Origin of the sequence: Sphaerisporangium fuscum, assembly GCF_018531465.1 — a bacterium.
Classification (GTDB): Bacteria; Actinomycetota; Actinomycetes; order Streptosporangiales; family Streptosporangiaceae; genus Sphaerisporangium; species Sphaerisporangium fuscum.
This window is the reverse complement of record NZ_JAHDTF010000015.1, coordinates 34,694-55,961: the sequence shown is the minus strand read 5'-3', so window position 1 is coordinate 55,961 and position 21,268 is coordinate 34,694. Positions and strand designations below refer to the sequence as shown.

Here is a 21,268-nt window from a genome sequence, read left to right as displayed (position 1 = left end):
CAGGGGCGGGGCATGAACCTCTTCGACGAACCGGGGGACGACACCGCAGGGCGCGGAGGCGGCCCGAGCCAGGTGGAGGCCCGATCGTCCACCGGCACCAAACTGGCGCGGCTGGCCGTGGCCGCCGTGGCGGCCGGGGTGCTGGCCGCAGGGATCGCGATGCCGGCCGTCGGGGGCGCGGGCGCGGCGATCGTCACCGCGACCGACGACCTCGACCTGAAGCCGACCGACCTGCCGGACGTCCCGCTACCTGAGAAGACCACCGTCCTGGACGCCAAGGGCCACCAGATCGCGCAGTTCTGGGACGTCAACCGCGAGGTCGTGCCGTTCGACCAGATCTCCGACGTGATGAAGACCGCGATCGTGGCGATCGAGGACTACCGCTTCTACGAGCACGGCGCGATCGACCTCGAAGGCACCATGCGGGCGCTGGCGCGCAACCTGCAGTCGGGCGGGGTGAGCCAGGGCGGCTCCAGCATCACCCAGCAGTACGTCAAGCAGGTGATCTACAACATGGCGGTCACCAAAGAGGAGAAGCAGAAGGCCCTGGCCCCCAGCTATGGGCGCAAGCTGAACGAGCTGCGCTACGCGATGGGCGTCGAGCAGAAGTACACCAAGGACCAGATCCTCGAGAAGTACCTCAACATCGCCTACTTCGGCGCCGGCGCCAACGGCGTGGAGGCCGCGGCGAAGCGGTTCTTCGGCGTGCACGCCTCCCAGTTGAACCTCTGGCAGGCCGCGACGCTGGCGGGCGCCGTGCAGCTGCCCGTCGCCACCGACCCCGAGGGCGGCCGCAAGAACCGCCAGCGGCTGCTCGCCCGGCGCAACGTCGTGCTCGACCGCATGCGGAATCTCGGCAAGATCACTCCACAGCAGGCCGCTGCGGCCAAGGCCCACAAGCTGGGCTACAAGGGCACGGGCCTGCACGGCAACTGCCAGGACAGCCCCTATCCGTACTTCTGCGTCTACGTCCGCGACGAGATCCTCGGCAACCGGGCCTTCGGCAAGACGGCCGAGGACCGCGCCCGGTTCCTCTACCGCGGCGGCCTGACGATCAAGACGACGATCGACCCCAAGATGCAGGCGGCGGCCGACAAGGCCATCGAGAAGCGCGTCTTCGCCTCCGACAACCCGGTCGCCTCGGAGGCCCTGGTACAGCCCGGCACCGGCATGATCAAGGCCATGGCGGCCAGCCGCAAGTACGACAGCGGCAAGAGCAAGAGCAACTCGATCTCCTACAACATCGTGGCCGACAACGCCCACGGCGGCCTGGGCGGCTTCCAGGCCGGCTCGACGTTCAAGACCTTCACTCTGATCACGGCCCTCACCAAGGGCATGAAGATCAACGACGGCATCAACGCCGGCAGCTCCTACCGCGCCCCCAGCTACTCCGCGTTCAAGAACTGCAAGGGCCAGCCCATCGGCTCCCCTGGCGACGTCATCAGTAACGACGAGCCGGGCGGCGGTTTCGAGACCCTGCAGACCGGCACCTGGCACTCGGTGAACACGTTCTTCCTCCAGCTGGAGCAGCGCGTCGGCCTGTGCGAGACGGTCCAGACCGCCAAGTCGCTCGGCATCAAGCGCGCCGACGGCGCGCCGCTGAAGGAGTTCGAGACCTTCACCCTCGGTATCAACGAGATGGATCCGGTCACCGTCGCCAACGCCTACGCCGCCATCGGCGCGCGCGGCAAGTACTGCGCCCCGATGGCCATCACGCAGATCACCGACCAGAAGGGCAAGGTGACCGACTTCAAGCCGCAGTGCCACCAGGCGATCGACCCCGAGGTCGCCGACACCACGGCCCACATCCTGTCGGGCGTGCTGACCAAGGGCACGATGAGCGGCGTGGGCGGCATCGGACGGGACGCGGCGGGCAAGACCGGCACCACCGACGACTACTCCACCGCCTGGTTCGCCGGGTTCACCCCCGACCTGTCCGCGGCGGTCAGCATCGGTGACCCGCGCGGCGCCATCCAGCACAAGCTCAGCGGCGTGAGCATCGGCGGCACGACCTACGGCTCGGTCTTCGGCGCCACCATCCCGGGCCCGATCTGGAAGGACACCATGATCGCGGCCCTCAAGGGCACCAAGGAGACGAAGTTCGAGCCGATCAACACCTCGCGCTTCGGCGGGTGCGGCGCGGACTGCGCGCCCAGGCCGCCGGCCCGCGAGGACCACAACGGCGGGGGCGACCAGACGGGCAACAACGACGGCGGCTACGGCGGCGTCACACCCGGCACGACGAAGGCGACGGGAACGGACGCCCCCGACACCACGGGGACCCCGAAGACCACCGACACTCCCGGCACCACAGGGAAGCCGAAGACCACGGGCACGCCCAGGACCACGGGGGCTCGCGGGCACACCCGCTGATCCCCCGGCTCGTCGCGACCACCGCAGCCGGTCCGCCACAGTATTCGGCGGGCCGGCTGTCGCATGTCCGGGCGCGCGTTGTTCCCAGCTTTTTCTCGTAGTTAAGGCGGTTTGTACGACTGCTCCGCTTTTGCGGGGCCGAGACGTTTGTTGTCCGGCCGCACCGAACTGCGTTCTACACCCGGTTTGGCATCCGGTCGGCGAATCCTTCTACCTGGTGAAAGATCCTTATATCTCACTGCTTTCAGGATGAATACCAGCTAATCGGCCTTCGCCGTGCTCTCTCTAAAGTTGGCCGCCAGGTACGGAAGGGACCACCGTCCGGCGAGGAGCTGACCGTGTTCGATATCGAAGACTGTCTCACCGATATCCTGGCCATTCCCGGCGCACTCGACGCGCTCGTGATCGAGGAGACCGGCGGGGCCGCCCTGGCCGTCGGCAGGACCGCGCCGCACCTCGACCCGCAGGAGTCCGCCGCCGCCCTCAGCCGAGCCCTGCGGGCCACCCTCGACGGGCTGGCGTTCGCCTCGCCCGACGGCACCGTCCGGGTCGACGACATCATCATCACCTCCGACAAGGGCCATCACCTGCTGAGGCCGCTGGAGACGCCCCTCACCGGGCCGGTCCTGCTGTACCTGCGGCTCGACCTGGAGCGTTCGAACCTCGCGCTCGCGCGCCACCGCCTCCGTACCGTCTCCGGCCGGCTCACCAGCGCGTGAACCATGTCCCCCACCCAGCGCCTGGACGCCGTCCTCGCCGGCCTGGCCGAGGACGGCGCGACCGGCTCGCTCAGGGTCGGCCGCGCGGGCAGTGTCTACCTCTCCAAGGGACGGGTGACCTACGTGGAGAGCCCGAGCAGCCCCGGCGCGGAGGAGATCCTCACCTGCTCCGGCCGCGTCGCCGCCGCCACGTTGCGCGGCGCCCGGCAGTCCGCCACCCCCGACGCGCTGGTACGGCAGGGACTGCTCACCCTCGGCGAGCTGCAGCTCTGCGTGCTGGGCGCGACCCTCGACGCCGCGTTCTTCGTGCTCGCCGCGACCGGGAGCCGTCCGAGGTTCAAGGAAGGGGACCGGCACTGGCTCGGGGACCAGGGCTACTTCGAGGTGTCCTGCCTCGTCCGAGAGTGCCGTCGCAGGAGGGCTGAATTGGACCGCGTGTGCCCGCACCCCGAACTGGACTCCCTGCCCGTCGTCGTCGCCCCGCGCATCACCGCCCAGCGCGTCGTGCTCACGGCCGTGCAGTGGGAGGTGCTCGTCAGCGCCGACGCGACCGCCACCCCGCTCGACCTGGCGCGCAGGCTGGGCCGCCCGGCGTACTCCATCCTGCTCGCCGTCCGCCAGCTCGGCGCGGCGGGGCTCCTGCTCGACCCCCCGGCCGCGCCGGAGGCCGTACCCGCCACGCCCCCTCCCCCGCTGCCCAAGCGCACCGCGCGGACAGAACCGGGACCCGCCGTACGGGAGGCCGGGGCCGCGCGGACGGTCACGCCCGCGTTCCCGCAGGTGAGCGGGGACGCCACCGATGTCGGGGTGCTCATCAGGCTGCGCGACGCGCTGGAGAGGCTGCTGTGAACCCGGCCGCGACGCCATGAGATTGCGGTCACTCAGGAGAGCCGGAAGGAGGTTGCCGATGGACCTGCGCCGCGAGGTGCACGAAGAGATGCTCCTGCTCATGAAGCGCATGGACGAGGTGACCGGTGCGCTGGTGTGCACGGTGGACGGGATGCTGGTGACCTCGGACATCCGCTCCGGCGCCGAGCAGACCGCCGCGCTGAGCTCGGCCCTCCACGCCATGAGCCGCCGGATGACCGAACTGGCCCAGATCGGCGCCCTGGAGGAGACGCTCATCTCCGGCGCCGGCGGCCACGCGGCGTGCTACGCCGCCGGCCCCAAGCTCGTCCTCACCGTCCTGGCCGCCAGAGGCGCCAACCTCGGGCTGCTGCGGATGGAGGGACGGAGAACGGCGGTGAGACTCGCCGCCATCGTCGGACGCGCGTCGGCCGCCGACCAGGCGCCCCCGGCTCGCCCGTGACCATGGAAGGAAGAACATGGCCAGCATTGACGTCTCGCTCAAGGAGATGATGGCCGTCGACGGCGCGATCGGAGCCGCCGTGGTCGACTACAGCAGCGGCATGGCGCTCGGCACGATGGGCGGCGGCAAGGACCTCGATCTGCAGGTGGCGGCCGCCGGCAACACCGAGGTGATCAAGGCCAAGCTGCGCACGATGGAGGCGCTGCAGCTCAACGACGGTATCGAGGACATCCTCATCACCCTCGGCTCCCAGTACCACATCATCCGCCCTCTCACCGGGCGGGGAGGCAAGGGACTGTTCCTGTACCTCGCGCTCGACCGCAACCGCGGCAACCTGGCCCTGGCCCGGCATTCGCTGCGCGCCATCGAGGAGAAGCTGGAGGTGTGACCGGCGGCGCGAGCCGCCTCCGTCCCGGGCGACGGAGGCGGCTGCGGCGGCGCTCATGCACCTTTCGGGAATGACCACGTGAAATTTCAGCACCACAGCGGGTATCGGGACGAGCGAGACCTGTCACGCCACGGATGCAGGAGAATCGGCAGATTCGCTGGATGCGGAAGCATCAGGCACGGCCAGGCCCCACTTCTGGAAACCGCTGACACGCCAGACCACCGCTACGGCGAGAGCCGCGGCCGCGAAACCGAACGGCGCCTGGACGAGATCCATCAGCGCCGACACCCGTCCCGGCGCGACCTCACCGCGATACCGCCGCTCGATCGCATGCTCCACCAGCCGGACGCCCCAGAAGTACAGCAGGTAGCAGGCCCACCAGAGGTACACCAGCACGGGCCGGTGCTCCTTCCGCGACGCCGCCGCGCCCGCCGGCCTGCTCGCCAGCCACACGTCATCGACGATCTGCTTGGGAATGAACCAGTTCCCGATCGGGACCAGCCAGCCGATGACGAGCCAGAGCCTCCCGTTGCGTTGTACGCGCCAGCTGAGCGCTTCGGCGTTCGCCCGCACCCGGAACAGCCAGACGACGAACGCGACGCCCGTCGCGAGGATGGCGAACACCACGAGGGCGAAGGGGCTTTCCGCGTCGGCGAGGTCGTCGAAGGCCGGCGTGTCGCCATCCTTGGCGAAGAGATCCATCCCTCCGAGCCCGTCGAAGGTCCACCAGGCGAAGTACGCTTCCGCCACCGCCCAGACGCCGAGCAGGGCGACCACCGTGACGGCCATGATCCGCACAGGACGCACGCGGACCCGCTTCGGGGTGCGGATGGCGGTCGAGTACGCGGCGTGCCACTGCTCGCGGCCGTTCCAGTAGCGGGGGCGTCCGTCGTCCTCCTCGCCGGCCTCGGTCACCGCCTCGGCCGGACCGGGCCTGTTCTCCTCTGCGGGCAGTCCACAGGTGGGGCATCGCCGCAGGTCGGACGGCAACGCGAATCCGCAACGCGGACAGGCCACAGGCACTCCGATAGGGGAGGAGAAAAGGGGGCGCCCAATGGTAATCAGCGGCAGAGCGATCCGTCACCTCACTTATAGCCCGAAATTGTTCATTCACGGCAAACCCCGGCCGTACCTGTCAGTGAGCGTGCTGAACGGAAATATGCCGACCCGGAAAGCACCCTCACGCGGAGCCGCGGACCGTCGGTAGCACTTCGGCGCCCAGGCGGGCGATGTTCCGCAGGGTGAGGGCGGGGTCTCCGGCGCCTTCCACCATGAAGATCAGGTGGCGGATCCCCGTGCGTTCGATCGTGGCCAGCATCGTCGCGGCGCAGTGCTCGGGCGAGCCCACGGGGTGCAGGCGGCACAGGAGATCGGCGTAGTCGCCGGCGTCCCTGGGCACGTACGCCCGGCCGTCCACCGGCCGGTAGCCGGCGAGGCCCGGCGTGAGCCATCTCGGCAGCGACTCCTTCATCGTGGCGACGGCGGCGGACGTCGTGTCGGCGACGTAGGCGACCCCCGCCGCGACGTGGGCGACGGCCGCCGGGTCGTGCCCGTGGGCGGCGGCGCCGCGGGCGTACTCCTCCGCCAGCGCGGCCTTGTCCGCGTCGCCGACGTGCATGCCGAGCATCAGCGGAAGCCCCCGTGCCGCCGCGAGCCGGACGGTGTCCGGCGAGGTGGCCGCGACCACCGGGCGCAGCGGCCGTCCCGGTCGCGGCACCATCTCCACCTCTCGGAACCGGAAGACCGCGCCGTCCGCCGAGACGCGTTCCCTGGTCAGGGCGGCGAGCAGCAGGTCGAGACTCTCGGCGAAGCCGTGCTCGTAGCGGTCGAGCCCGGTGCCGAACACCTCCAGCTCGATCCAGGGGCCGCCACGCCCGACGCCCAGGCGGAAGCGGCCGCCGGACACCTGGTCGAGCAGGGCGGCCTGCTCCGCCAGCGCGACCGGGTGCTGCGACGACAGCACGCTCACGGCCGTGCCGACCTCGATGCGCTCGGTGCGGCCGAGCACGTACCCGGCGAGCGTCACCGCCGACGGGCACATGCCGTAGGACATGAAATGGTGCTCGGCCATCCACACATCGTCGAACCCGGCCCGCTCGGCGGCCACCGCCGCCGCCACGGCCCCCGTCAGCACCTCGCCGTGGTCCCGTCCGGGAAACCCGGCCGCCGGCAGGAACACCCCGATCCGTACCTCGTCACCCACGCGCCCCACTCTGCCAGCCCCCGCCGGCGGAAGGCGGCTCACACGCGCGGCGGCGGCGCAGGTCAGGCGGGCGGGGCCGCCTGACGGGCGGCGAGCAGGGCGAGGTGGATGCGGCTGGCGCAGCCGGTCTTGGCCATCGCGCCGGCGACGTGCGTCTTCACCGTGGTCACCCCGAGGTGGAGCCGGTCGGCGATCTGCTTGTTGGACAACCCCTCCCCCACCAGGACGAACACCTCCCGTTCGCGCGGAGTGAGACCGTCCGGCTCAGGGGCGGCGGGGGGCGCCTGGCGGCCGTGACTGTGCACGGCCCGCTCCACCAGGCGGCCCAGCACGGCCTGGCTGAAGGCCCGGTCGCCGCCGGTCGCCATGCGGATCGCCTCCAGCAGCTCACCGGGCGGGGTGTCCTTGACGAGGAACCCGCAGACCCCCGCCGCGAGCGCCGGGTAGAGGTGGTCGTCGTCGTCGAAGGTGGTGAGCGCCAGCACCCGGGTCGAGGGCCTGGAGGCGAGGATGCGGCGGGTGGCGGCGATGCCGTCCAGGCCGGGCCTGCGAAGGTCCATCAGGACGACGTCCGGCAGTTCGCTCTCGACCAGCCGCACCGCCTCGGCGCCGCCCGGCGCCTCTCCCACGATCTGCATGTCGGGCGCCGACTCGCACAGCATGCGCAGGCCCATCCGTACCAGATGCTGGTCGTCGACGAGGAGGACGCGGATCACGCGACCAGCTCCATCGTGACCGGGGGCGAGACGGGCAGGCGGGCCGACAGCCGCCATCCGGAACCGGCCGGTCCGGCCTCGAGCGATCCGCCGAGGATCGCGACCCGTTCCCGCATCCCGGCCAGCCCGTGGCCGCCTCCAGCGGAACCGTTCGGCGCGGACGGCCCTCGGCCGGCCGTGGCGCCGCGACCGGCGGGCGGGGCGGAGCCGCCGTCGTCCTCGATCGTCAGCCGTACGGCTCCGTCGCCGCCCACCGTCACGGCGAGCCGGACCCGGGCCCGCGGACCGGCGTGGCGCGCGGCGTTGGCCAGGCCCTCCTGGACGAGCCGCAGCACGGTGATGCCCCGCACGGCGTCGAGCCCGCCCACGGCGGCGTCCACCGAGGAGTCGACCCGCATGCCGGTGGCGCGGCCCCGCTCCACGACCGTCTCCAGCGCGGCGGGCAGGCCCTGCGGTTCCACGAAGGAGGTGCCGGGGTCGTCGCCGACCTTGGCCGGGTCCCGCAGGACGGAAACGAGCTTGCGCAGGTCCGCCATGGCGGCGGTGCCGCAGCTGTGCAGGTCGTCCAGCAGTTCGCCCACGCGCGGGTCGTCGCCGGGCAGCACGTGCCGCGCGACGCCGACGCGCAGGACCATCGAGGAGACATGGTGGGCCACCAGATCGTGCAGCTCGCGGGCGATGACCGTGCGCTCGGCGGCCCGCGCCACGCGCAGGCGCTCCTCGGCGCGCTCGCGGTCGCGCACGGCGGTCTCGTGCAGCAGCCTGATGTAGCTGCCGAGCAGCAGCGGTACGCCCACCATGACCGCCACCCGGAACAGTACGGACGGCAGCGCGGCGGGGAGGGTGTCGAACACGTTGAAGCACACCACGGCCGCGAGGGCGCCCGCGCCCAGCGCGATCTGCCGCCGCGAGCCGCGCATGGTGACTTCGAACAACGTCACGCAGGTCAGCACCTTGAGCGAGATGACCGCGTTGGAGTGGTACAGATCGGCGACGCCGATGAACGCGACCAGGGTCACCACCACGCCGAGCGGCGACCATCGGACGGCCACGCTCACGGCGAGCGCGCACAGCGCGAGAGCCCAGTCGAACGGGGACGCCGGCGCGTGCAGGAACAGCAGGTCACCCACCATGCAGGCCAGGAGCACCCCGAGCCGCGCCAGCGCGAACCCCTGCTCGAAGACCCGCCCGATCCATCGTCGCACCACGGTGCCATGGTAGGCGGGCCCCTTGTACGGGACCTCCTCCCGGCGCAGGAGGAGGTCGTCCGTGAGGTCGCCCGGCTACTCGGGGGCCCCGAGGTCGTGGCGGTAGGCGTACTGGACGGCCTGGGCGCGCGTGCGGGCATCGATCTTCGCGAAGACGTTGTTGATGTGGGTCTTCACCGTCGCGTGGCCGATGAACAGCTTCGCGGCGATCTCCGGGTTGCTCAGGCCGCTCGCTATGAGGCCCAGCACCTCGGCCTCCCGCGCCGTCAGCCCGTCCGGCAGCTCGGCCCCCGCGCGAGCCACCGGACGTTCCTCCGTCAGCGCGGCCACCAGCCGGCCCGCGACCTTGGCGTCGAAGGTCGACTGTCCCGCGACGGCCGAGCGGAGGGCCGCCTCGATCTCGGTGCGGCCCGCGTCCTTGGTGAGGTAGCCGCGCGCGCCGGCCCTGAGGGCTCCGGCGATCGACTCGTCGTCGGTGTAGGTGGTGAGCACGACGATCGCGGTGCCGGGGTGCCGGCGCGTGATCAGCCTGGTCGCCTCGACGCCGTCCATGACGGGCATCCGCAGGTCCATGAGCACCACGTCGGCGGGACCGGCGGCGAGGACGTCGAGGGCCTCTCGCCCGTCCGCGGCCGTGCCGAGCACCTCGACGTCCTCCAGCAGGCCGAGCAGCGCGGCCAGTCCCTCGCGCACGACCTGCTGGTCGTCGACCACGACCACCTTGATCACTCCGGCACCTCCGCGATCACCTGCCACCGTCCGTCCTCCCGTCCGGCGGTCAGCGTGCCACCGATGAGCGCCAGGCGCTCACGCATTCCGGTCAGTCCGTACCCGGCGGGGCCGGCGTCACCGGCCTCGTCCCGCAGCCGGTTGCGGACCCGCAGCCGGACGACGCCGGCGGCGAACTCCAGCGACATCCGCACCGGCTCGCCGGGCGCGTGCTTGGCCGCGTTCGTCAGCGCCTCCCGGGCGGTGCCGGCCAGGGACACCGTGGCGGCGGACGACACCCGCCGCGGGACTCCCTCGGCGCGGAAGTCCACCGCGCACCGGTGATGGCTTCGGTGCTCCTCCGCCAGCGCCTCCAGCGCCTCCGGTAGCGGAGGGACGTCCTGGCGCAGCGCCGCGACCGCGTTCCGGGCCTCGACGAGACCGTCCACGGCGAGCCTTCGCGCCCGGCGGACCGTCAGCAGCGCGCCGTTCACGTCGGCCCGCTCCGCGAGCACCGCCTCGGCCAGTTCCAGCTGGACCCCGAGCGCGCCGAGTGAGTGCGCGAGGACGTCGTGGATCTCCCGGGCGATCCGCGCGCGTTCCTCCAGGGCCACGGCCCGCGCGTGCTCGGCCTGGGCGAGCCGGGTCTGCTGGAGCAGCAGTTCGGCCTGCCTGGACCGCACCACGTGCTGACGGTGGTTGATCCCGATCATCGTGAGGGCCAGCAGGAGCGCCGCCTGGCCGAGCGTGTCGGCCGGAGAGTCGCCCCGCAGCGGCCAGGACAGCGTCGACAGCGCCATCGCGGCCCCGCTGACCAGCATGATCGAGGGCACCGACGGCGCCGCGAGCGCGGAGAACCGTCCGAGGATGATCGCGGTGAGGAGGATGGCGGAGGAGTCACCGGCGTACGGCAGGGCCGCGGCCGCGAGCAGCGCCGAGGCCGCGGCCCACCGGGCCGCCGCCTCCGGGCGGCGGTCGAGCGCCAGGAACACCAGCCAGCAGGCGGCACTGGCGCCGTACAGCGCCCAGACCCACCCCGAACGCTCCCGGGCGGTGACCAGGGTGGCCGCGATGAACAGCGTGCCGAAGACCTGCACGACCAGCCAGCCGGGCGCGATGGTGTCCGGCAGCGGCCACCGCCGTCGCCCGCGTGCGTACATGTCCGTCACTTCCACACCCGATCAGCTTCCCGAGCACCCGCCGGATCACCGCAGCCGGGTGATGAGCTCGATGAGGATGAGCCGGTAGGCGACGAACCCCAGCAGGACGACGATCCCGGCCACGACGATCGTGGCCAATCCCTTGCCGTTCATCTTCCCTCCGCGAAGCGACTCCTGGGCCTTGCCGGCCACGAACCTGAACAGCTCGTTGTTGTCCATGGCTCGAACGTTAGGAATCAGCCCAGGTGGAGCGGCACCACTCCAGGGTGGACGCGGGGGTGGACAAAGGGTGGAATCGTGGCCCACGCCGGGGTGAGGTCGCCGCGGTGGTGGCGTGCCGCGGCTGTCCGGCCGGTACTCGAAGTGCCACCACTCGTTGTCGTAGATGCGGTAGAGGTGGTAGCGGGCGCCGTGGTCCTCCAGCCAGCGGGCGCCTTCGTGGGGGCGCACGTCCAGCGCGATGCCCTTGACGTGGTTGGATTCCGCCGGTGGTAACACGAGCATGCGCGCCGAGGCCGGGGAGCCGGAGCGGCGCACCTCCTCGTCGAACATCCGCTGCTGGACATGGGGATCGCGGTATCCCGAGGTGAGGCCGATGAGCTGGCCGTGACGCCATAGCGCCTCGGTGCGCGCCGCGGTGAACGCCGCCTTGGCGCCGTCGGTGAGCCCGGTGAGGTCTTCGGCGGGGAATCGCATCCGCAACGCCCAGCGGCAGGCCAGTTCGCGCGCGCGGCCGGGGCGGCGGACGAACGCCGCGGGCAGGAGGAGCACGGCGAGCACCAGCGTGACCGTGGCGTAAAGCCGGTCGCGGGGCCGAAGGGGGACGGTGCGTGGTTCGTTCATGACGAATACGATCGGCGCCCAATGTGCGCGCGTTGTCCGCCACATTTCACCGTTTGTCGACGGCGGCCACCTCCAGGGCCGCCGTGACACAACCATGACACGGTACTGACGGGGCGGGGACACGGCCGGCCCACAATGGATGAGGTTGACCGGCGGGCGAGCTACGGAGCGTGCGGTGAAACTCGGCGGGTCGCGAGTGTTGTTGATCGAGGATGACCCGGCCGTGCGGGAGGGCCTTGAGCTGGCCCTGTCCCTGCATGGGCACCGGGTGCGCGCGGTGGAGTCCGGCGAGCAGGGGCTGGAGCGGCTGCGTGCGGACCCTCCCGACGTCGTCGTGCTCGATCTGATGTTGCCCGGCATGGATGGGTTCGAGGTCTGCCGGCGCATTCGGGCCGCCCGGGAGGTGCCGATCATCATGGTGACGGCACGCGGCGACGACATGGACGTGGTGGCCGGGTTGGAGGCGGGCGCCGACGACTACGTGGTCAAGCCGGTGCAGCCCAGGGTGCTCGAGGCACGCATTCGCGCGGTGCTCCGGCGGATCGGCCGGGACCAGGCGGAGCTGGAGCGGCACGGGGACCTGACCATCGATCGGGCCGGGCTGGTGGTCGCCAAGAGCGGGGTGCCGGTCGGCCTCGCCCCGACCGAGCTGCGCCTGCTGCTCGAGCTGTCCGGCACGCCTGGCCGGGTGCACAGCCGTCAGCAGCTGCTGGAGTCGGTGTGGGAGCACGGGTATTTCGGTGACTCGCGTCTGGTGGACGCGTGCGTGCAGCGGTTGCGCGCGAAGATCGAGGACGACTCCGCGGCGCCCGTCTACGTGCAGACGGTGCGCGGGTTCGGGTACCGCTTCGGGCCGGTTTGAGCCGCCGGTGGCACCTCGGCCGAGCCTGGGGCTGCGTGCCCGGCTGTTGCTGGCGTTCGCACTGCTGTCCGTGGTCACGGCGGCGGCGGTGGCGGGCGGGATGTACGTGCAGGCGCGCACCTACATCCTGGAGCGAACCCAGAACGCCGCGGTGCAGGCGATGAGAAGCCGCATGGAGGCGCTCTTCCCGTTGCGGAGTGCGACGCCGGGCCCGGACGAGCTCGACAGGATCGCCGGCATCATGACCGACGGGAACAGCCGCGCGATCGCCGTCTACCACGGGGTGCACTCGCCGATCCGACCGGCGCCGGGGCACCCGAGACCGGACGGGAACGCGCCGATCCCGGATTCCTGGGTGATTCCACCCCAGATCCCGGGTCCCGGGGCGATTCCGAATGAGCTGCGGCGGGTGGTGGCCGGCGGCGTCATCGCATGGCAACGCGTGGTGTGGCAGGGCGGGCCCTACCTGATCATCGGCGCGCCGTTGCTGATCGTGGAGCGGGACGGGACGACCCGGGTGTCCGGCATCGAGGTCTACACCGTGCGCAGCCTGCGTCCCGAACAGACCAGCATCGACCGGCTCACCGTACGCGCCTGGCTCATCGGCGGGGCGGCCCTGGTGTTCGCGGTCGTCCTGGCGTTGCTGGCCACCCGTGGCGTACTGCGCCCGGTACGCGAGCTCGGTCGGGCGGCACGCCTGCTGGGCGAGGGCGAGCTGCGGACCAGGGTCGCGGTTCGCGGCTCCGACGAGTTGGCCGACGTGGCGCGCACGTTCAACGACACCGCCGCGGAGCTGGAACGGCACGTCAAGCAGCTGCGTGCGATGGAGGCCGACGCCCGCCGGTTCGTGGCCGATGTGTCCCACGAGCTGCGCACCCCGCTGGCCGCGCTGACCGCGGTCGCCGACGTCCTGGACGAGGAGGCGGCCCGGCTGCCAGAGCCCGCCGGCAGGGCCGCGAGGCTGGTCAGCCAGGAGACGCTCAACCTCACACGGCTGGTGAACGATCTTATCGAGATCAGCAGGTTCGACGCCGGCGTCGCGACCCTTGCGTTGAACGAGGTCGACGTGGCCGAGCTGGTGCGCGCGACCCTGCGTGTCCGGGGCTGGTCAGAGCTGGTGCACACCGAGCTCGCGGCTGCGGTGACGGCACGACTGGACCCGCGTCGAGTGGACGTCATCGTCGCGAACCTGGTCGGCAACGCCCTGCGGCACGGCGAGCCGCCGGTGTCGGTACGGCTGTCCGCCGACCCGGACCGGATCACTGTCGAGGTCCGCGACCACGGACCTGGGCTGGACGAAGCGGTGCTGCCGCAGGTGTTCGACCGGTTCTACAAGGCCAACGCGGCCAGGGCCAGGTCCCAGGGCAGCGGCCTCGGCCTCGCCATCGCCAGGGAGAACGCGCACCTGCACCGAGGCGACCTCACCGTCACCAACGCCCCGGATGGGGGCGCCATCTTCACGCTGCGCCTGCCACGCCGGGCACATGATCCGGACGGAGGCCCCGAGTGAGGACCGGACTCGCCCGCCGCGTGCTCGCCGCGGCCCTCGTATCGCTCATCGCCGTGACCGGCTGCGGGGTGCGCCCCAGCGACGCCATCCCCGCCGGCGACCCGCCGAGCGGACCCGTCGCACCCCCCACGACCATCACCCTCTACTTCGTGAAGGACGGCCGGCTCAGCGCGGTGACGCGGCGGTCCAGTGGCCATCCACTGTTCCCGGCGGACAGGCTCGCGCTGCTGGCGACCGGCCCCGTCCCCGAGGAACAGGCGCACGGGCTCACCACCGACGTCCCATCCGAAGCCGGCCCGTTCTCGGTGACCGCCGAGCCGACAGGCCACTTGGTGGTGACCCTGTCCACCGCGGCCGGCGACCTGTCCGCACTGGCCGTCGAGCAGATCGTGTGCACGGCCGCCGCCACGACGCCGGAACGCCCTGTCCAGGTCACCGTCGTCGGTGCCGGGCAGAGCGTCGGCCCCCGGAACTGCCCGGCGCGACGGTAGCGACCGATCCGCTACTTCCGGCGGATCGCCGTGCTCTCCACCAGATTCAGCGGAGCCGCCGCTCCAGCTCCGCTGCGACCGTGGTCGCGGCTGTGACACGACCATGACACGGCGGGGACGAGGCGGGGACGAGGCCGGTCGACAGTGGATGGGTCAGCGGGCGAACCGCGGGTGGGTTCCCGGCGAAGGCGATCACGAAAAGGAGCAGGCGTTGGTGAATGACCGAGAATGGGATCGGCGTTCGGTGTTGCGGGGCGCCGCGGTGCTGGCCGGTGCGGCCGCGACGGCGCCGCTGTTGGGCGGGACGGCCACGGCGCAGGCCGGCAGCGGTGACGCGGACGCGCTGTTCAAGGCCGGCAAGTTCGAGCAGGCCGGCGACGCGTACGAGCAGATCCTGAAAACGGACCCCAAGAACCTGCACGCGGCCCGCCGGCGCGGCTTTGTCGGGCTGCTGGCCAACCAGTTCCCCGACGCCGAGAAATACCTCAAGATGGCGATCAGGCTGGCGCCCGACGACAAGGACGCCAACTACTTCCTGGCCGACTGTTACATCCGGCAGGACGAATTCTCCCTTGCCGCACCACACTGGAAAGCGGCCGGCGAGGAAGCCTACGCCAAATGGTTCGCGGCCGTCCGCGGCGAGCCCTATCAGATCCACGGCGACATCGCGCGTGTGCCTTTCCAGCAGATGGACCCGATCCCGCTGGTTGAGGCCTCGGTGAACGGCGGACCACCCAAGCGCTTCACGTTCTACACCGGCGCCCCGAGTCTGAGCATGCGCGCGTCGGTGGCCAAGGAGGCCGGGCTGAGCGCCGTCACCAGCCAGAAGATCGAGTACGAGAACGGCGTCATATGGGCGTACTACGGGATACTCGACTCCTTCAAGCTGGGCGGCATCGAACTGCGCAACGTCCCCGTGGGCTGGTCGTCGACGGAGTCGGGCGAAGATGTCGACACCGACAGCGACGGACTGATCGGCACGTGGGTCTTCTACCACTTGCTGACCACCTTCGACTACGCGGGCCGGTCGCTGATCCTGCGCCGCAGAACCCCTGAAACGGCCAGGAAGGCACGCGCCACCGCCGCGCGGGCGGGCGCGGAGCCCCTGCCGCTGTGGCTGGCCCGTGAGCAGTACCTGCACAGCAGGGGCGGCATCGCCGGCGTCGCCGGCTCCGCCACAGGGGTGGTGGGCGTGAACTTCGGCGGAAGGGGCGAGATGGCCGCGGTCGTGTTCGGGGACACGGCCGGGCGGTTGGGGATCCGCAGCGATCACGACCGCCCGATCGGGACCTTCGCCCATAGCCACCCAGCCGTCACCTACCCCTGCTACCCGAAGGAGATCCGCCTTGGCGACGCCGGCGCCAAGGAGATCTACTGCGAGACGCACCCGCAGGCCGAGCTCGCCCCCCTGGGGTTCGACGTGCCGACCGCCTTCTTCCACTGCTTCTTCAAGCCCTACAATGTCACCCTCGACTTCACCGACATGAACCTCTACATCGCCCGCGGCAAGGCCGCCTGATCAGGGCGACCGCACGGGCGTCACGGGAGCCGCCCGGCGCCGGCCCCGCAGTGGAATCACGTCACCCGAGTGACAGGCCTAGGGGGTTCTGAGCGGGCGGAAGAACATCCGCAGCTCGTCCACCACCTGCTCCGGCTCCTCGTGCGCCATGAAGTGCCCGCCGCGTCCCGGCGTGCTCCAGTGCCGCAGGTCGGCGTACACCCGTTCGGCGAGGCTCCTCGGGAAGCCGGCGAACGCCGGCTCGTGGCTCAGCGTGACCGCCGCGGGGACGGTGATCAGCGGAACCGGCCGGTTGTGCGGGTAGTCGTAGTACTGCCGGAAGGACGAGCCGATGGCGCCGGTCGCCCAGTAGAGCGTCGCGACGGTGAGCATCGTGTCCCGATCCCAGCGGGACTGAAGGTCGCCGCCGCAGTCGCTCCAGTCGCGGTACTTGTCGATGATCCAGGCGAGGAGCCCGGCCGGCGAGTCGGTCAGCGCGGCGGCGAGGGTGTCCGGCCGGGTCCACATGATCTCGCTGTATCCCTGGTCCCGCTCGTCGTAGGCGCGCAGGGCGTCGAGGTACGCCTGCTCCTGCTCGGTCGGGGGACGCTCGGTGAAGTCCGAGGTGATCACGGCGGACGTCACGTGGACGCCGGCGACCTCCCCGGGATACAGGGCGCCGAGCCACTGGGTGACGCCGCCGCCGATGTCGCCGCCGAAGGCTCCGAACCGGCGGTAGCCGAGGGTCCGGGTCATCAGTTCGTGCCAGGTCTCGGCGACCCGCCTGCGGGTGAACGGCCCGTCCGGCGGCTCGGAGTACAGGAAGCCGGGGAGCGAGGGGATGACCACGTCGAAGGCGTCGGCGGGGTCGCCGCCGTAGGCGGCCGGGTCGGCGAGCGGCCGGGCGACGCGCAGCATCTCCACGAAGCTGCTCGGCCACCCGTGGGTGAGGACCAGGGGCAACGGCGCGGGCGCGCCTTCGGGGCGCCTGCCCCGGAGGTGGACGAAGTGCACCCGCCGTCCGTCCACCTCCGCGAGGAAGTGGGGGAAGTCGTTGAGGGCCGTCTCGGCCGCCCGCCAGTCGAACCCGTCGGCCCAGTAGGCGACGAGTTCGCGAAGGTAGCCGGGGTCGACACCGGCCGCCCAGTACGCGGCGTCGGACGCCGAGGTGAAGCGGGTGCGGCGGAGACGGTCGCGCAGGTCGTCCAGGACGTCGTCGGACACGGAAACGGTGAAAGGAGTCGCTGTCATCTTTCCTTCGTTCAGGAGTGTGCGATCACGGCACTCCTGGACGCGCTCAGACGCGGGCGGCGGCGAGGAGTGCCCGGAAAGCAGGACCGGTCGTCGTCATCGGGCTCACCTCCTCGCATCGTGGTTCGCGGTTCACTATACACGGCATGATCTCGCGGTCGATCTGTGTCGAGTGCGCGACCGCGATCCGGGCTGTTGGAGGGGTGTGTGAAGAGGCTCGCCGTGAGGCTGTGGCGGATGATCAAGGGGCCGATGCAGTGGCGGGTCCTGTGGTTGCGTCACGCGAAGTTCATGGTCGGCGTCACCGGGATCGTCCGCGACGGCGACGGCAACGTGCTCCTGCTCAAGCACCGCTTCTGGCCGGAGGGCCGGCAGTGGGGGCTGCCCTCCGGCTACGCGAACAAGGGGGAGACCTTCGAGGACACGGTCGTCCGCGAGGTGCGCGAGGAGACGGGCCTGGACGTGCGCGTGCGCGGGCTCGTGTATCTGCGGAGCGGCTTCCGGCTGCGGGTGGAGGCGGCCTACGAGGCCGAGTACGCCGCGGGGACCATCGAGCCGGACCGCTTCGAGATCCTGGAGGCCGGGTGGTTCTCCCCCGACGCCCTCCCCGACGGCCTGCAGGAAGGCCACCGCCTCCTGATCGAGGGCCGGTCGCCTTCCTAGCGCCGCGGAGGACGTCGCTCTCCGCGGTGACCAGCCGCCGGTGGTCAGCCGCCCTGGTCTCCGCTCGGCATGACGGGGCTTTCCTCGTGGATGGGGCGGTGATCGCCGACTCCCGTCGCGTCGTGCGGTTCGGAGACGCCGTACGGGCGGCGGGCGGGGTGTTCCTCGCCGACCCTCCTGCGGCGTCCGGGCTCTTCCTTCTGCTGGGCCATCTTCTCGGCGCGCCCGGTGAGGCTCGCGCCGACGCCCAGCGGTGACCGGGCTTCGGTGTCGGTGGAGGGCACGCCGTGCCGTTCCGCGTCGGAGACCACGCGCGGCGGCCGCGCGCCACCTCTCGGGGGGCTGTCGAAGGCGCGGTTCCCCGCCTGGACGACCTGCTGGTGGACCCGTGCGCGGATCTGCTCCAGATCGGCGCCACGGCTCCCTGTTCGCGGCTGAGCGGCCTTCGGCATGACATCCCCCCGTCGGACGGCCATCGACAGAACTCCTACCCGGACAAAGTGCTCTTACCAGGCTTTTCAGCAAATACGCGGCAACGGGTCGCCGACGAGGACGTCCACGATCCTGGTGCCGCCGGAGGCCGTCCTCAGCAGGACCAGGCCGGGCGGATCCTCGGCGACCCGCCCGACGACGGCCGCGCCCGCGCCCAGGGGGTGTGCCCGGAGCGCGTCCAGGGCCGCGCCGGCGGAGCGTCCGTCCACCACCGCGACCATCCGGCCCTCGCAGGCGACGTACAGCGGGTCGATGCCGAGCAGTTCGCAGGCCCCGCGCACCTCCGGCCGTACGGGGACCGCCTCCTCGTCCAGGACGACCGCCGTGCCCGACGTCTCGGCGATCTCGTTGAGCACCGTGGCGACCCCGCCCCGGGTGGCGTCCCGCAGGCAGCGCACCCCTCCGGGCTCGCACGCCTCCAGCAGCCGGGCGACCAGGCCGTTCAGCGGCGCGGTGTCGGAGACGAGGTCGGCCTCGATGTCGAGCTCCCCACGTGCCAGCATGACCGTGACGCCGTGCTCCCCGATCGGCCCCGACACGATGATCGCGTCTCCGGGCCTGGTCAGGGGCGCCCCCAGCCTCACCCCCGGATCGACGCTGCCGACGCCCGCCGTGGTGATGTAGCAGCCGTCGGCCTTCCCCTTCTGGACGACCTTGGTGTCGCCGGTGACGATGCTCACGCCCGCCGCGCGCGCCGCCGCCGCCATCGTCTCGGTGACACGGCGCAGGTCGGCCACCGGGAAGCCCTCCTCGAGGATGAACGCGGCCGAGAGGTGCAGCGGCCGCGCCCCGCACATCGCCAGGTCGTTCACCGTGCCGTTCACCGCCAGGTCACCGATGTCACCACCGGGGAAGAACAGCGGCGTGACCACGTAGGAGTCGGTGGTGAAGGCGAGCCCGCCCGCGACCGCGCCGTCGGCGAGCGGCTCCAGCAGCGGGTTGCGGAACGCCTCCAGGAACACCGCCTCGATCAGCGTCCGGCCGGCCTTGCCGCCGGCCCCGTGCGCGAGGGTGACCAGTTCCTCCCGCACCCTGGCCTTGCGCCGCCGGGCCCGCTCGATCCGCTCCAGCACCTGCTCCTCACGGTTCACGTGCGGGTCGCCTCTCTCACCTGGGGCCGGGAGAAGCGGCCGAAGTTGTAGTACGCGGCGCAGGCCCCCTCCGAGGAGACCATGCAGGTGCCGATCGGGGTCTCCGGGGTGCAGGCCGTCCCGAACACCTTGCACTCCCAGGGCTTGAGCACGCCCTTGAGCACCTCACCGCACTGGCACGCCTGCGGGTCGGCGACCCGCCCGCCCGGGATGTCGAAGATCCGCTCGGCGTCGAAGGCCGCGTAGCGCTCGCGCATGCCGAGGGCCGAGTGCGAGATGAAGCCGAGCCCGCGCCACTCGAAGTGCGGGCGCAGCTCCATCACCTGGTTGATGACGGTCAGCGCCTTGGCGTTGCCGTCCCACGGCACCACGCGGGCGTACTGGTTCTCCACGGCCGCCCGCCCCTCGGACAGCTGGACGAGGTTGCGGTACACCGAGTGCAGCACGTCGAGCGGCTCGAACCCCGCCACGACCAGCGGCTTGCCGTACTCCCTGGAGATGAACTCGTACGGCCGGCAGCCGATGACCGCCGACACGTGCCCCGGCCCGATGAACCCGTCGAGCCGCAGGTCCGGGGAGTCGAGGATCGCCTTGATCGCGGGGATGATCGTCACGTGATTGCAGAAGACCGAGAAGTTGGTGATCCCCTCGGCCTCCGCCCGCAGCACCGTCATGGCCGTGGAAGGCGCGGTCGTCTCGAACCCGATGGCCAGGAAGACGACCCGCCTGTCCGGATTGTCCCGAGCGATCTTCAGGGCGTCCAGCGGCGAGTACACCATGCGGATGTCCGCGCCCCTGGCCTTGGCGTCCAGGAAGGACCCCCTGCCTCCGGGCACGCGCATCATGTCGCCGAACGACGTCATGATCACATCAGGCCGCTCGGCGATGTGGACGGCGTCGTCCACCCTCCCCATCGGGATCACGCACACCGGGCAGCCGGGGCCGTGCACCAGCGTTACCGAGGACGGCAGGTGGTCCTCCAGGCCGTGCTTGTAGATCGTGTGGGTGTGTCCCCCGCACACCTCCATGAACTTGTACACACGCCCCGGCTCGCACAGCCCGGCGATCCGGGCGGCCATCGCCCGTGCCTTGGCCGCGTCGCGGTACTCGTCGACGAAACGCACCGCCCATCACCCCTGTTCGATCATCGACTCGCGAAGGGCGGCGATCTCGTCCTCGTACGCCTGCCCGATGCTCTCGAGGAAGTCGAGCGCCGCCCTGGCCTCCACCTCGTCGATCTTGGACAGGGCGAAGCCCACGTGGATGAGGATCCAGTCGCCCGGGGCGAGCTCCTCGCCTTCCAGCAGGCCGATGTTGACGGCGCGGCGGACGCCGCTCACGTCGACCTTCGCCAGGTCAGGACGGTCCTGGAGAATCTCCACGATCTCCCCGGGAATCCCCAGGCACATGACTCGCCTCCGCCAGTTGGATGGATTCGAGGACGAGATCGTCGCCGCCCTCGCTGTCGACATCTGCGGCCCCGCAGCTCGGGCACACCGCGTACGGGTCCACCGAGGTGGCCGTCTTCCCGCAGGCCCGGCAGATGAGCCGTACGGGGAGGGTGACGAGGTCGAGGCGCGCGCCCTCGGCCACCGTTCCCTCGGCGACCATGGCCCACGCGTCGTTGATCGAGGGCTCGGCGACGCGGAGCAGCGCGCCCACCTGCACGCGCGCCCGCCGTACCCGCCGGCCGTCCGCACGCCCCTCCACCGCCGCCAGGATCGACTCGGCGATCCCGAATTCGTGCATCATTCCCACCTCACTTCCGCTTGTGTCGCGCCGG

At 71.3% G+C, this 21,268-nt stretch carries 23 protein-coding genes; 10 read left to right on the top strand and 13 right to left on the bottom strand.

Annotated elements, in window-relative coordinates:
* The first annotated feature begins 12 nt into the window (after positions 1-12).
* From KIK05_RS19335 to KIK05_RS19315, 5 genes are all read left to right on the top strand, one after another.
* The gene (locus KIK05_RS19335; protein WP_214412148.1) at positions 13-2,373 is read left to right on the top strand and encodes a transglycosylase domain-containing protein; all 2,361 of its coding nucleotides are present in this window, start codon (positions 13-15) and stop codon (positions 2,371-2,373) included.
* Between the two features lie 338 nt (positions 2,374-2,711).
* Positions 2,712-3,092, top strand: a complete 381-nt coding sequence (locus KIK05_RS19330) for a roadblock/LC7 domain-containing protein (RefSeq protein ID WP_214412147.1) — start codon at positions 2,712-2,714, stop codon at positions 3,090-3,092.
* Positions 3,093-3,095: 3 nt separating this feature from the next.
* Positions 3,096-3,941: a hypothetical protein gene (locus KIK05_RS19325; protein ID WP_214412146.1), complete on the top strand. Its 846-nt coding sequence runs from the start codon at positions 3,096-3,098 to the stop codon at positions 3,939-3,941.
* A 58-nt stretch (positions 3,942-3,999) separates the two neighbouring features.
* Positions 4,000-4,401 (top strand): roadblock/LC7 domain-containing protein, encoded by a 402-nt coding sequence (locus tag KIK05_RS19320; RefSeq protein WP_214412145.1) that lies wholly within the window; start codon positions 4,000-4,002, stop codon positions 4,399-4,401.
* 16 nt (positions 4,402-4,417) lie between these two features.
* The gene (locus KIK05_RS19315; protein WP_214412144.1) at positions 4,418-4,789 is read left to right on the top strand and encodes a hypothetical protein; all 372 of its coding nucleotides are present in this window, start codon (positions 4,418-4,420) and stop codon (positions 4,787-4,789) included.
* 123 nt (positions 4,790-4,912) lie between these two features.
* On the opposite strand, the gene KIK05_RS19310 is transcribed toward KIK05_RS19315, so the two are convergent.
* From KIK05_RS19310 to vanY-N, 7 genes are all read right to left on the bottom strand, one after another.
* Positions 4,913-5,578 carry a DUF4328 domain-containing protein gene (locus KIK05_RS19310; protein ID WP_214412143.1) on the bottom strand — a complete coding sequence of 222 codons (666 nt, stop codon included), beginning with the start codon at positions 5,576-5,578 and terminating at the stop codon, positions 4,913-4,915.
* A 391-nt stretch (positions 5,579-5,969) separates the two neighbouring features.
* On the bottom strand, positions 5,970-6,992 hold the full coding sequence (locus tag KIK05_RS19305; RefSeq protein WP_214412142.1) for an LLM class flavin-dependent oxidoreductase: 1,023 nt from the start codon (positions 6,990-6,992) through the stop codon (positions 5,970-5,972).
* Positions 6,993-7,054: 62 nt separating this feature from the next.
* Positions 7,055-7,708: a response regulator transcription factor gene (locus tag KIK05_RS19300; protein WP_308250003.1), complete on the bottom strand. Its 654-nt coding sequence runs from the start codon at positions 7,706-7,708 to the stop codon at positions 7,055-7,057.
* Positions 7,705-8,916 carry a sensor histidine kinase gene (locus tag KIK05_RS47030; RefSeq protein WP_214412140.1) on the bottom strand — a complete coding sequence of 404 codons (1,212 nt, stop codon included), beginning with the start codon at positions 8,914-8,916 and terminating at the stop codon, positions 7,705-7,707. Before KIK05_RS47030 ends, KIK05_RS19300 begins: the two co-directional genes overlap by 4 nt.
* A 75-nt stretch (positions 8,917-8,991) precedes the next feature.
* Positions 8,992-9,645 (bottom strand): response regulator, encoded by a 654-nt coding sequence (locus tag KIK05_RS48915; RefSeq protein ID WP_214412139.1) that lies wholly within the window; start codon positions 9,643-9,645, stop codon positions 8,992-8,994.
* Positions 9,642-10,799 (bottom strand): sensor histidine kinase, encoded by a 1,158-nt coding sequence (locus KIK05_RS19285; protein ID WP_308250002.1) that lies wholly within the window; start codon positions 10,797-10,799, stop codon positions 9,642-9,644. The genes KIK05_RS48915 and KIK05_RS19285 overlap by 4 nt, the downstream gene beginning before the upstream one ends.
* Positions 10,800-10,829: 30 nt before the next feature.
* The gene (vanY-N, locus tag KIK05_RS19280; protein WP_250563058.1) at positions 10,830-11,627 is read right to left on the bottom strand and encodes a D,D-peptidase/D,D-carboxypeptidase VanY-N; all 798 of its coding nucleotides are present in this window, start codon (positions 11,625-11,627) and stop codon (positions 10,830-10,832) included.
* A 139-nt stretch (positions 11,628-11,766) separates the two neighbouring features.
* Here vanY-N and KIK05_RS19275 point away from each other — a divergent pair, with 139 nt between their 5' ends.
* The 4 genes from KIK05_RS19275 to KIK05_RS19260 all read left to right on the top strand — a co-directional run bounded on the left by KIK05_RS19275 (position 11,767) and on the right by KIK05_RS19260 (position 16,009).
* Positions 11,767-12,489 (top strand): response regulator, encoded by a 723-nt coding sequence (locus KIK05_RS19275; protein ID WP_214412138.1) that lies wholly within the window; start codon positions 11,767-11,769, stop codon positions 12,487-12,489.
* Positions 12,490-12,496: 7 nt separating this feature from the next.
* A complete protein-coding gene (locus KIK05_RS19270) occupies positions 12,497-13,999 on the top strand; it encodes an ATP-binding protein (protein ID WP_214412137.1) in 1,503 nt (500 codons plus the stop codon).
* A complete protein-coding gene (locus KIK05_RS19265) occupies positions 13,996-14,490 on the top strand; it encodes a GerMN domain-containing protein (protein WP_214412136.1) in 495 nt (164 codons plus the stop codon). The genes KIK05_RS19270 and KIK05_RS19265 overlap by 4 nt, the downstream gene beginning before the upstream one ends.
* A 148-nt stretch (positions 14,491-14,638) precedes the next feature.
* Positions 14,639-16,009: an aspartyl protease family protein gene (locus tag KIK05_RS19260; protein ID WP_214412135.1), complete on the top strand. Its 1,371-nt coding sequence runs from the start codon at positions 14,639-14,641 to the stop codon at positions 16,007-16,009.
* Between the two features lie 78 nt (positions 16,010-16,087).
* On the opposite strand, the gene KIK05_RS19255 is transcribed toward KIK05_RS19260, so the two are convergent.
* On the bottom strand, positions 16,088-17,239 hold the full coding sequence (locus KIK05_RS19255) for an epoxide hydrolase family protein (RefSeq protein ID WP_214412134.1): 1,152 nt from the start codon (positions 17,237-17,239) through the stop codon (positions 16,088-16,090).
* A 207-nt stretch (positions 17,240-17,446) separates the two neighbouring features.
* Here KIK05_RS19255 and KIK05_RS19250 point away from each other — a divergent pair, with 207 nt between their 5' ends.
* Positions 17,447-17,902 (top strand): NUDIX hydrolase, encoded by a 456-nt coding sequence (locus KIK05_RS19250; RefSeq protein ID WP_308250001.1) that lies wholly within the window; start codon positions 17,447-17,449, stop codon positions 17,900-17,902.
* Between the two features lie 44 nt (positions 17,903-17,946).
* Here the strand turns inward: KIK05_RS19250 and KIK05_RS19245 are convergent, their stop codons facing one another.
* The 5 genes from KIK05_RS19245 to KIK05_RS19225 are packed head-to-tail and all read right to left on the bottom strand — an operon-like array spanning position 17,947 to position 21,234.
* Positions 17,947-18,378, bottom strand: a complete 432-nt coding sequence (locus tag KIK05_RS19245) for a hypothetical protein (RefSeq protein ID WP_214412133.1) — start codon at positions 18,376-18,378, stop codon at positions 17,947-17,949.
* A gap of 42 nt (positions 18,379-18,420) precedes the next feature.
* On the bottom strand, positions 18,421-19,485 hold the full coding sequence (gene hypE / locus KIK05_RS19240; RefSeq protein ID WP_308250000.1) for a hydrogenase expression/formation protein HypE: 1,065 nt from the start codon (positions 19,483-19,485) through the stop codon (positions 18,421-18,423).
* Positions 19,482-20,609 (bottom strand): hydrogenase formation protein HypD, encoded by a 1,128-nt coding sequence (hypD, locus tag KIK05_RS19235; RefSeq protein ID WP_214412132.1) that lies wholly within the window; start codon positions 20,607-20,609, stop codon positions 19,482-19,484. Before hypD ends, hypE begins: the two co-directional genes overlap by 4 nt.
* A gap of 6 nt (positions 20,610-20,615) precedes the next feature.
* Positions 20,616-20,867: a HypC/HybG/HupF family hydrogenase formation chaperone gene (locus tag KIK05_RS19230; protein ID WP_372455600.1), complete on the bottom strand. Its 252-nt coding sequence runs from the start codon at positions 20,865-20,867 to the stop codon at positions 20,616-20,618.
* On the bottom strand, positions 20,842-21,234 hold the full coding sequence (locus KIK05_RS19225) for a hydrogenase maturation nickel metallochaperone HypA/HybF (protein WP_214412130.1): 393 nt from the start codon (positions 21,232-21,234) through the stop codon (positions 20,842-20,844). Before KIK05_RS19225 ends, KIK05_RS19230 begins: the two co-directional genes overlap by 26 nt.
* Positions 21,235-21,268 lie beyond the last annotated feature (34 nt).

Coding starts and splice junctions, on each gene's coding strand:
- vanY-N (WP_250563058.1), bottom strand. CDS start 11,627: ATGAACGAACCACGCACCGTCCCCCTTCGGCCCCGCGACCGGCTTTAC.
- KIK05_RS19275 (WP_214412138.1), top strand. CDS start 11,767: ATGAGGTTGACCGGCGGGCGAGCTACGGAGCGTGCGGTGAAACTCGGC.
- KIK05_RS19310 (WP_214412143.1), bottom strand. CDS start 5,578: ATGGCCGTCACGGTGGTCGCCCTGCTCGGCGTCTGGGCGGTGGCGGAA.
- KIK05_RS19335 (WP_214412148.1), top strand. CDS start 13: ATGAACCTCTTCGACGAACCGGGGGACGACACCGCAGGGCGCGGAGGC.
- KIK05_RS19320 (WP_214412145.1), top strand. CDS start 4,000: ATGGACCTGCGCCGCGAGGTGCACGAAGAGATGCTCCTGCTCATGAAG.
- KIK05_RS19255 (WP_214412134.1), bottom strand. CDS start 17,239: ATGACAGCGACTCCTTTCACCGTTTCCGTGTCCGACGACGTCCTGGAC.
- KIK05_RS19260 (WP_214412135.1), top strand. CDS start 14,639: ATGGGTCAGCGGGCGAACCGCGGGTGGGTTCCCGGCGAAGGCGATCAC.
- KIK05_RS19245 (WP_214412133.1), bottom strand. CDS start 18,378: ATGGCCGTCCGACGGGGGGATGTCATGCCGAAGGCCGCTCAGCCGCGA.
- KIK05_RS19325 (WP_214412146.1), top strand. CDS start 3,096: ATGTCCCCCACCCAGCGCCTGGACGCCGTCCTCGCCGGCCTGGCCGAG.
- KIK05_RS19315 (WP_214412144.1), top strand. CDS start 4,418: ATGGCCAGCATTGACGTCTCGCTCAAGGAGATGATGGCCGTCGACGGC.
- KIK05_RS19225 (WP_214412130.1), bottom strand. CDS start 21,234: ATGCACGAATTCGGGATCGCCGAGTCGATCCTGGCGGCGGTGGAGGGG.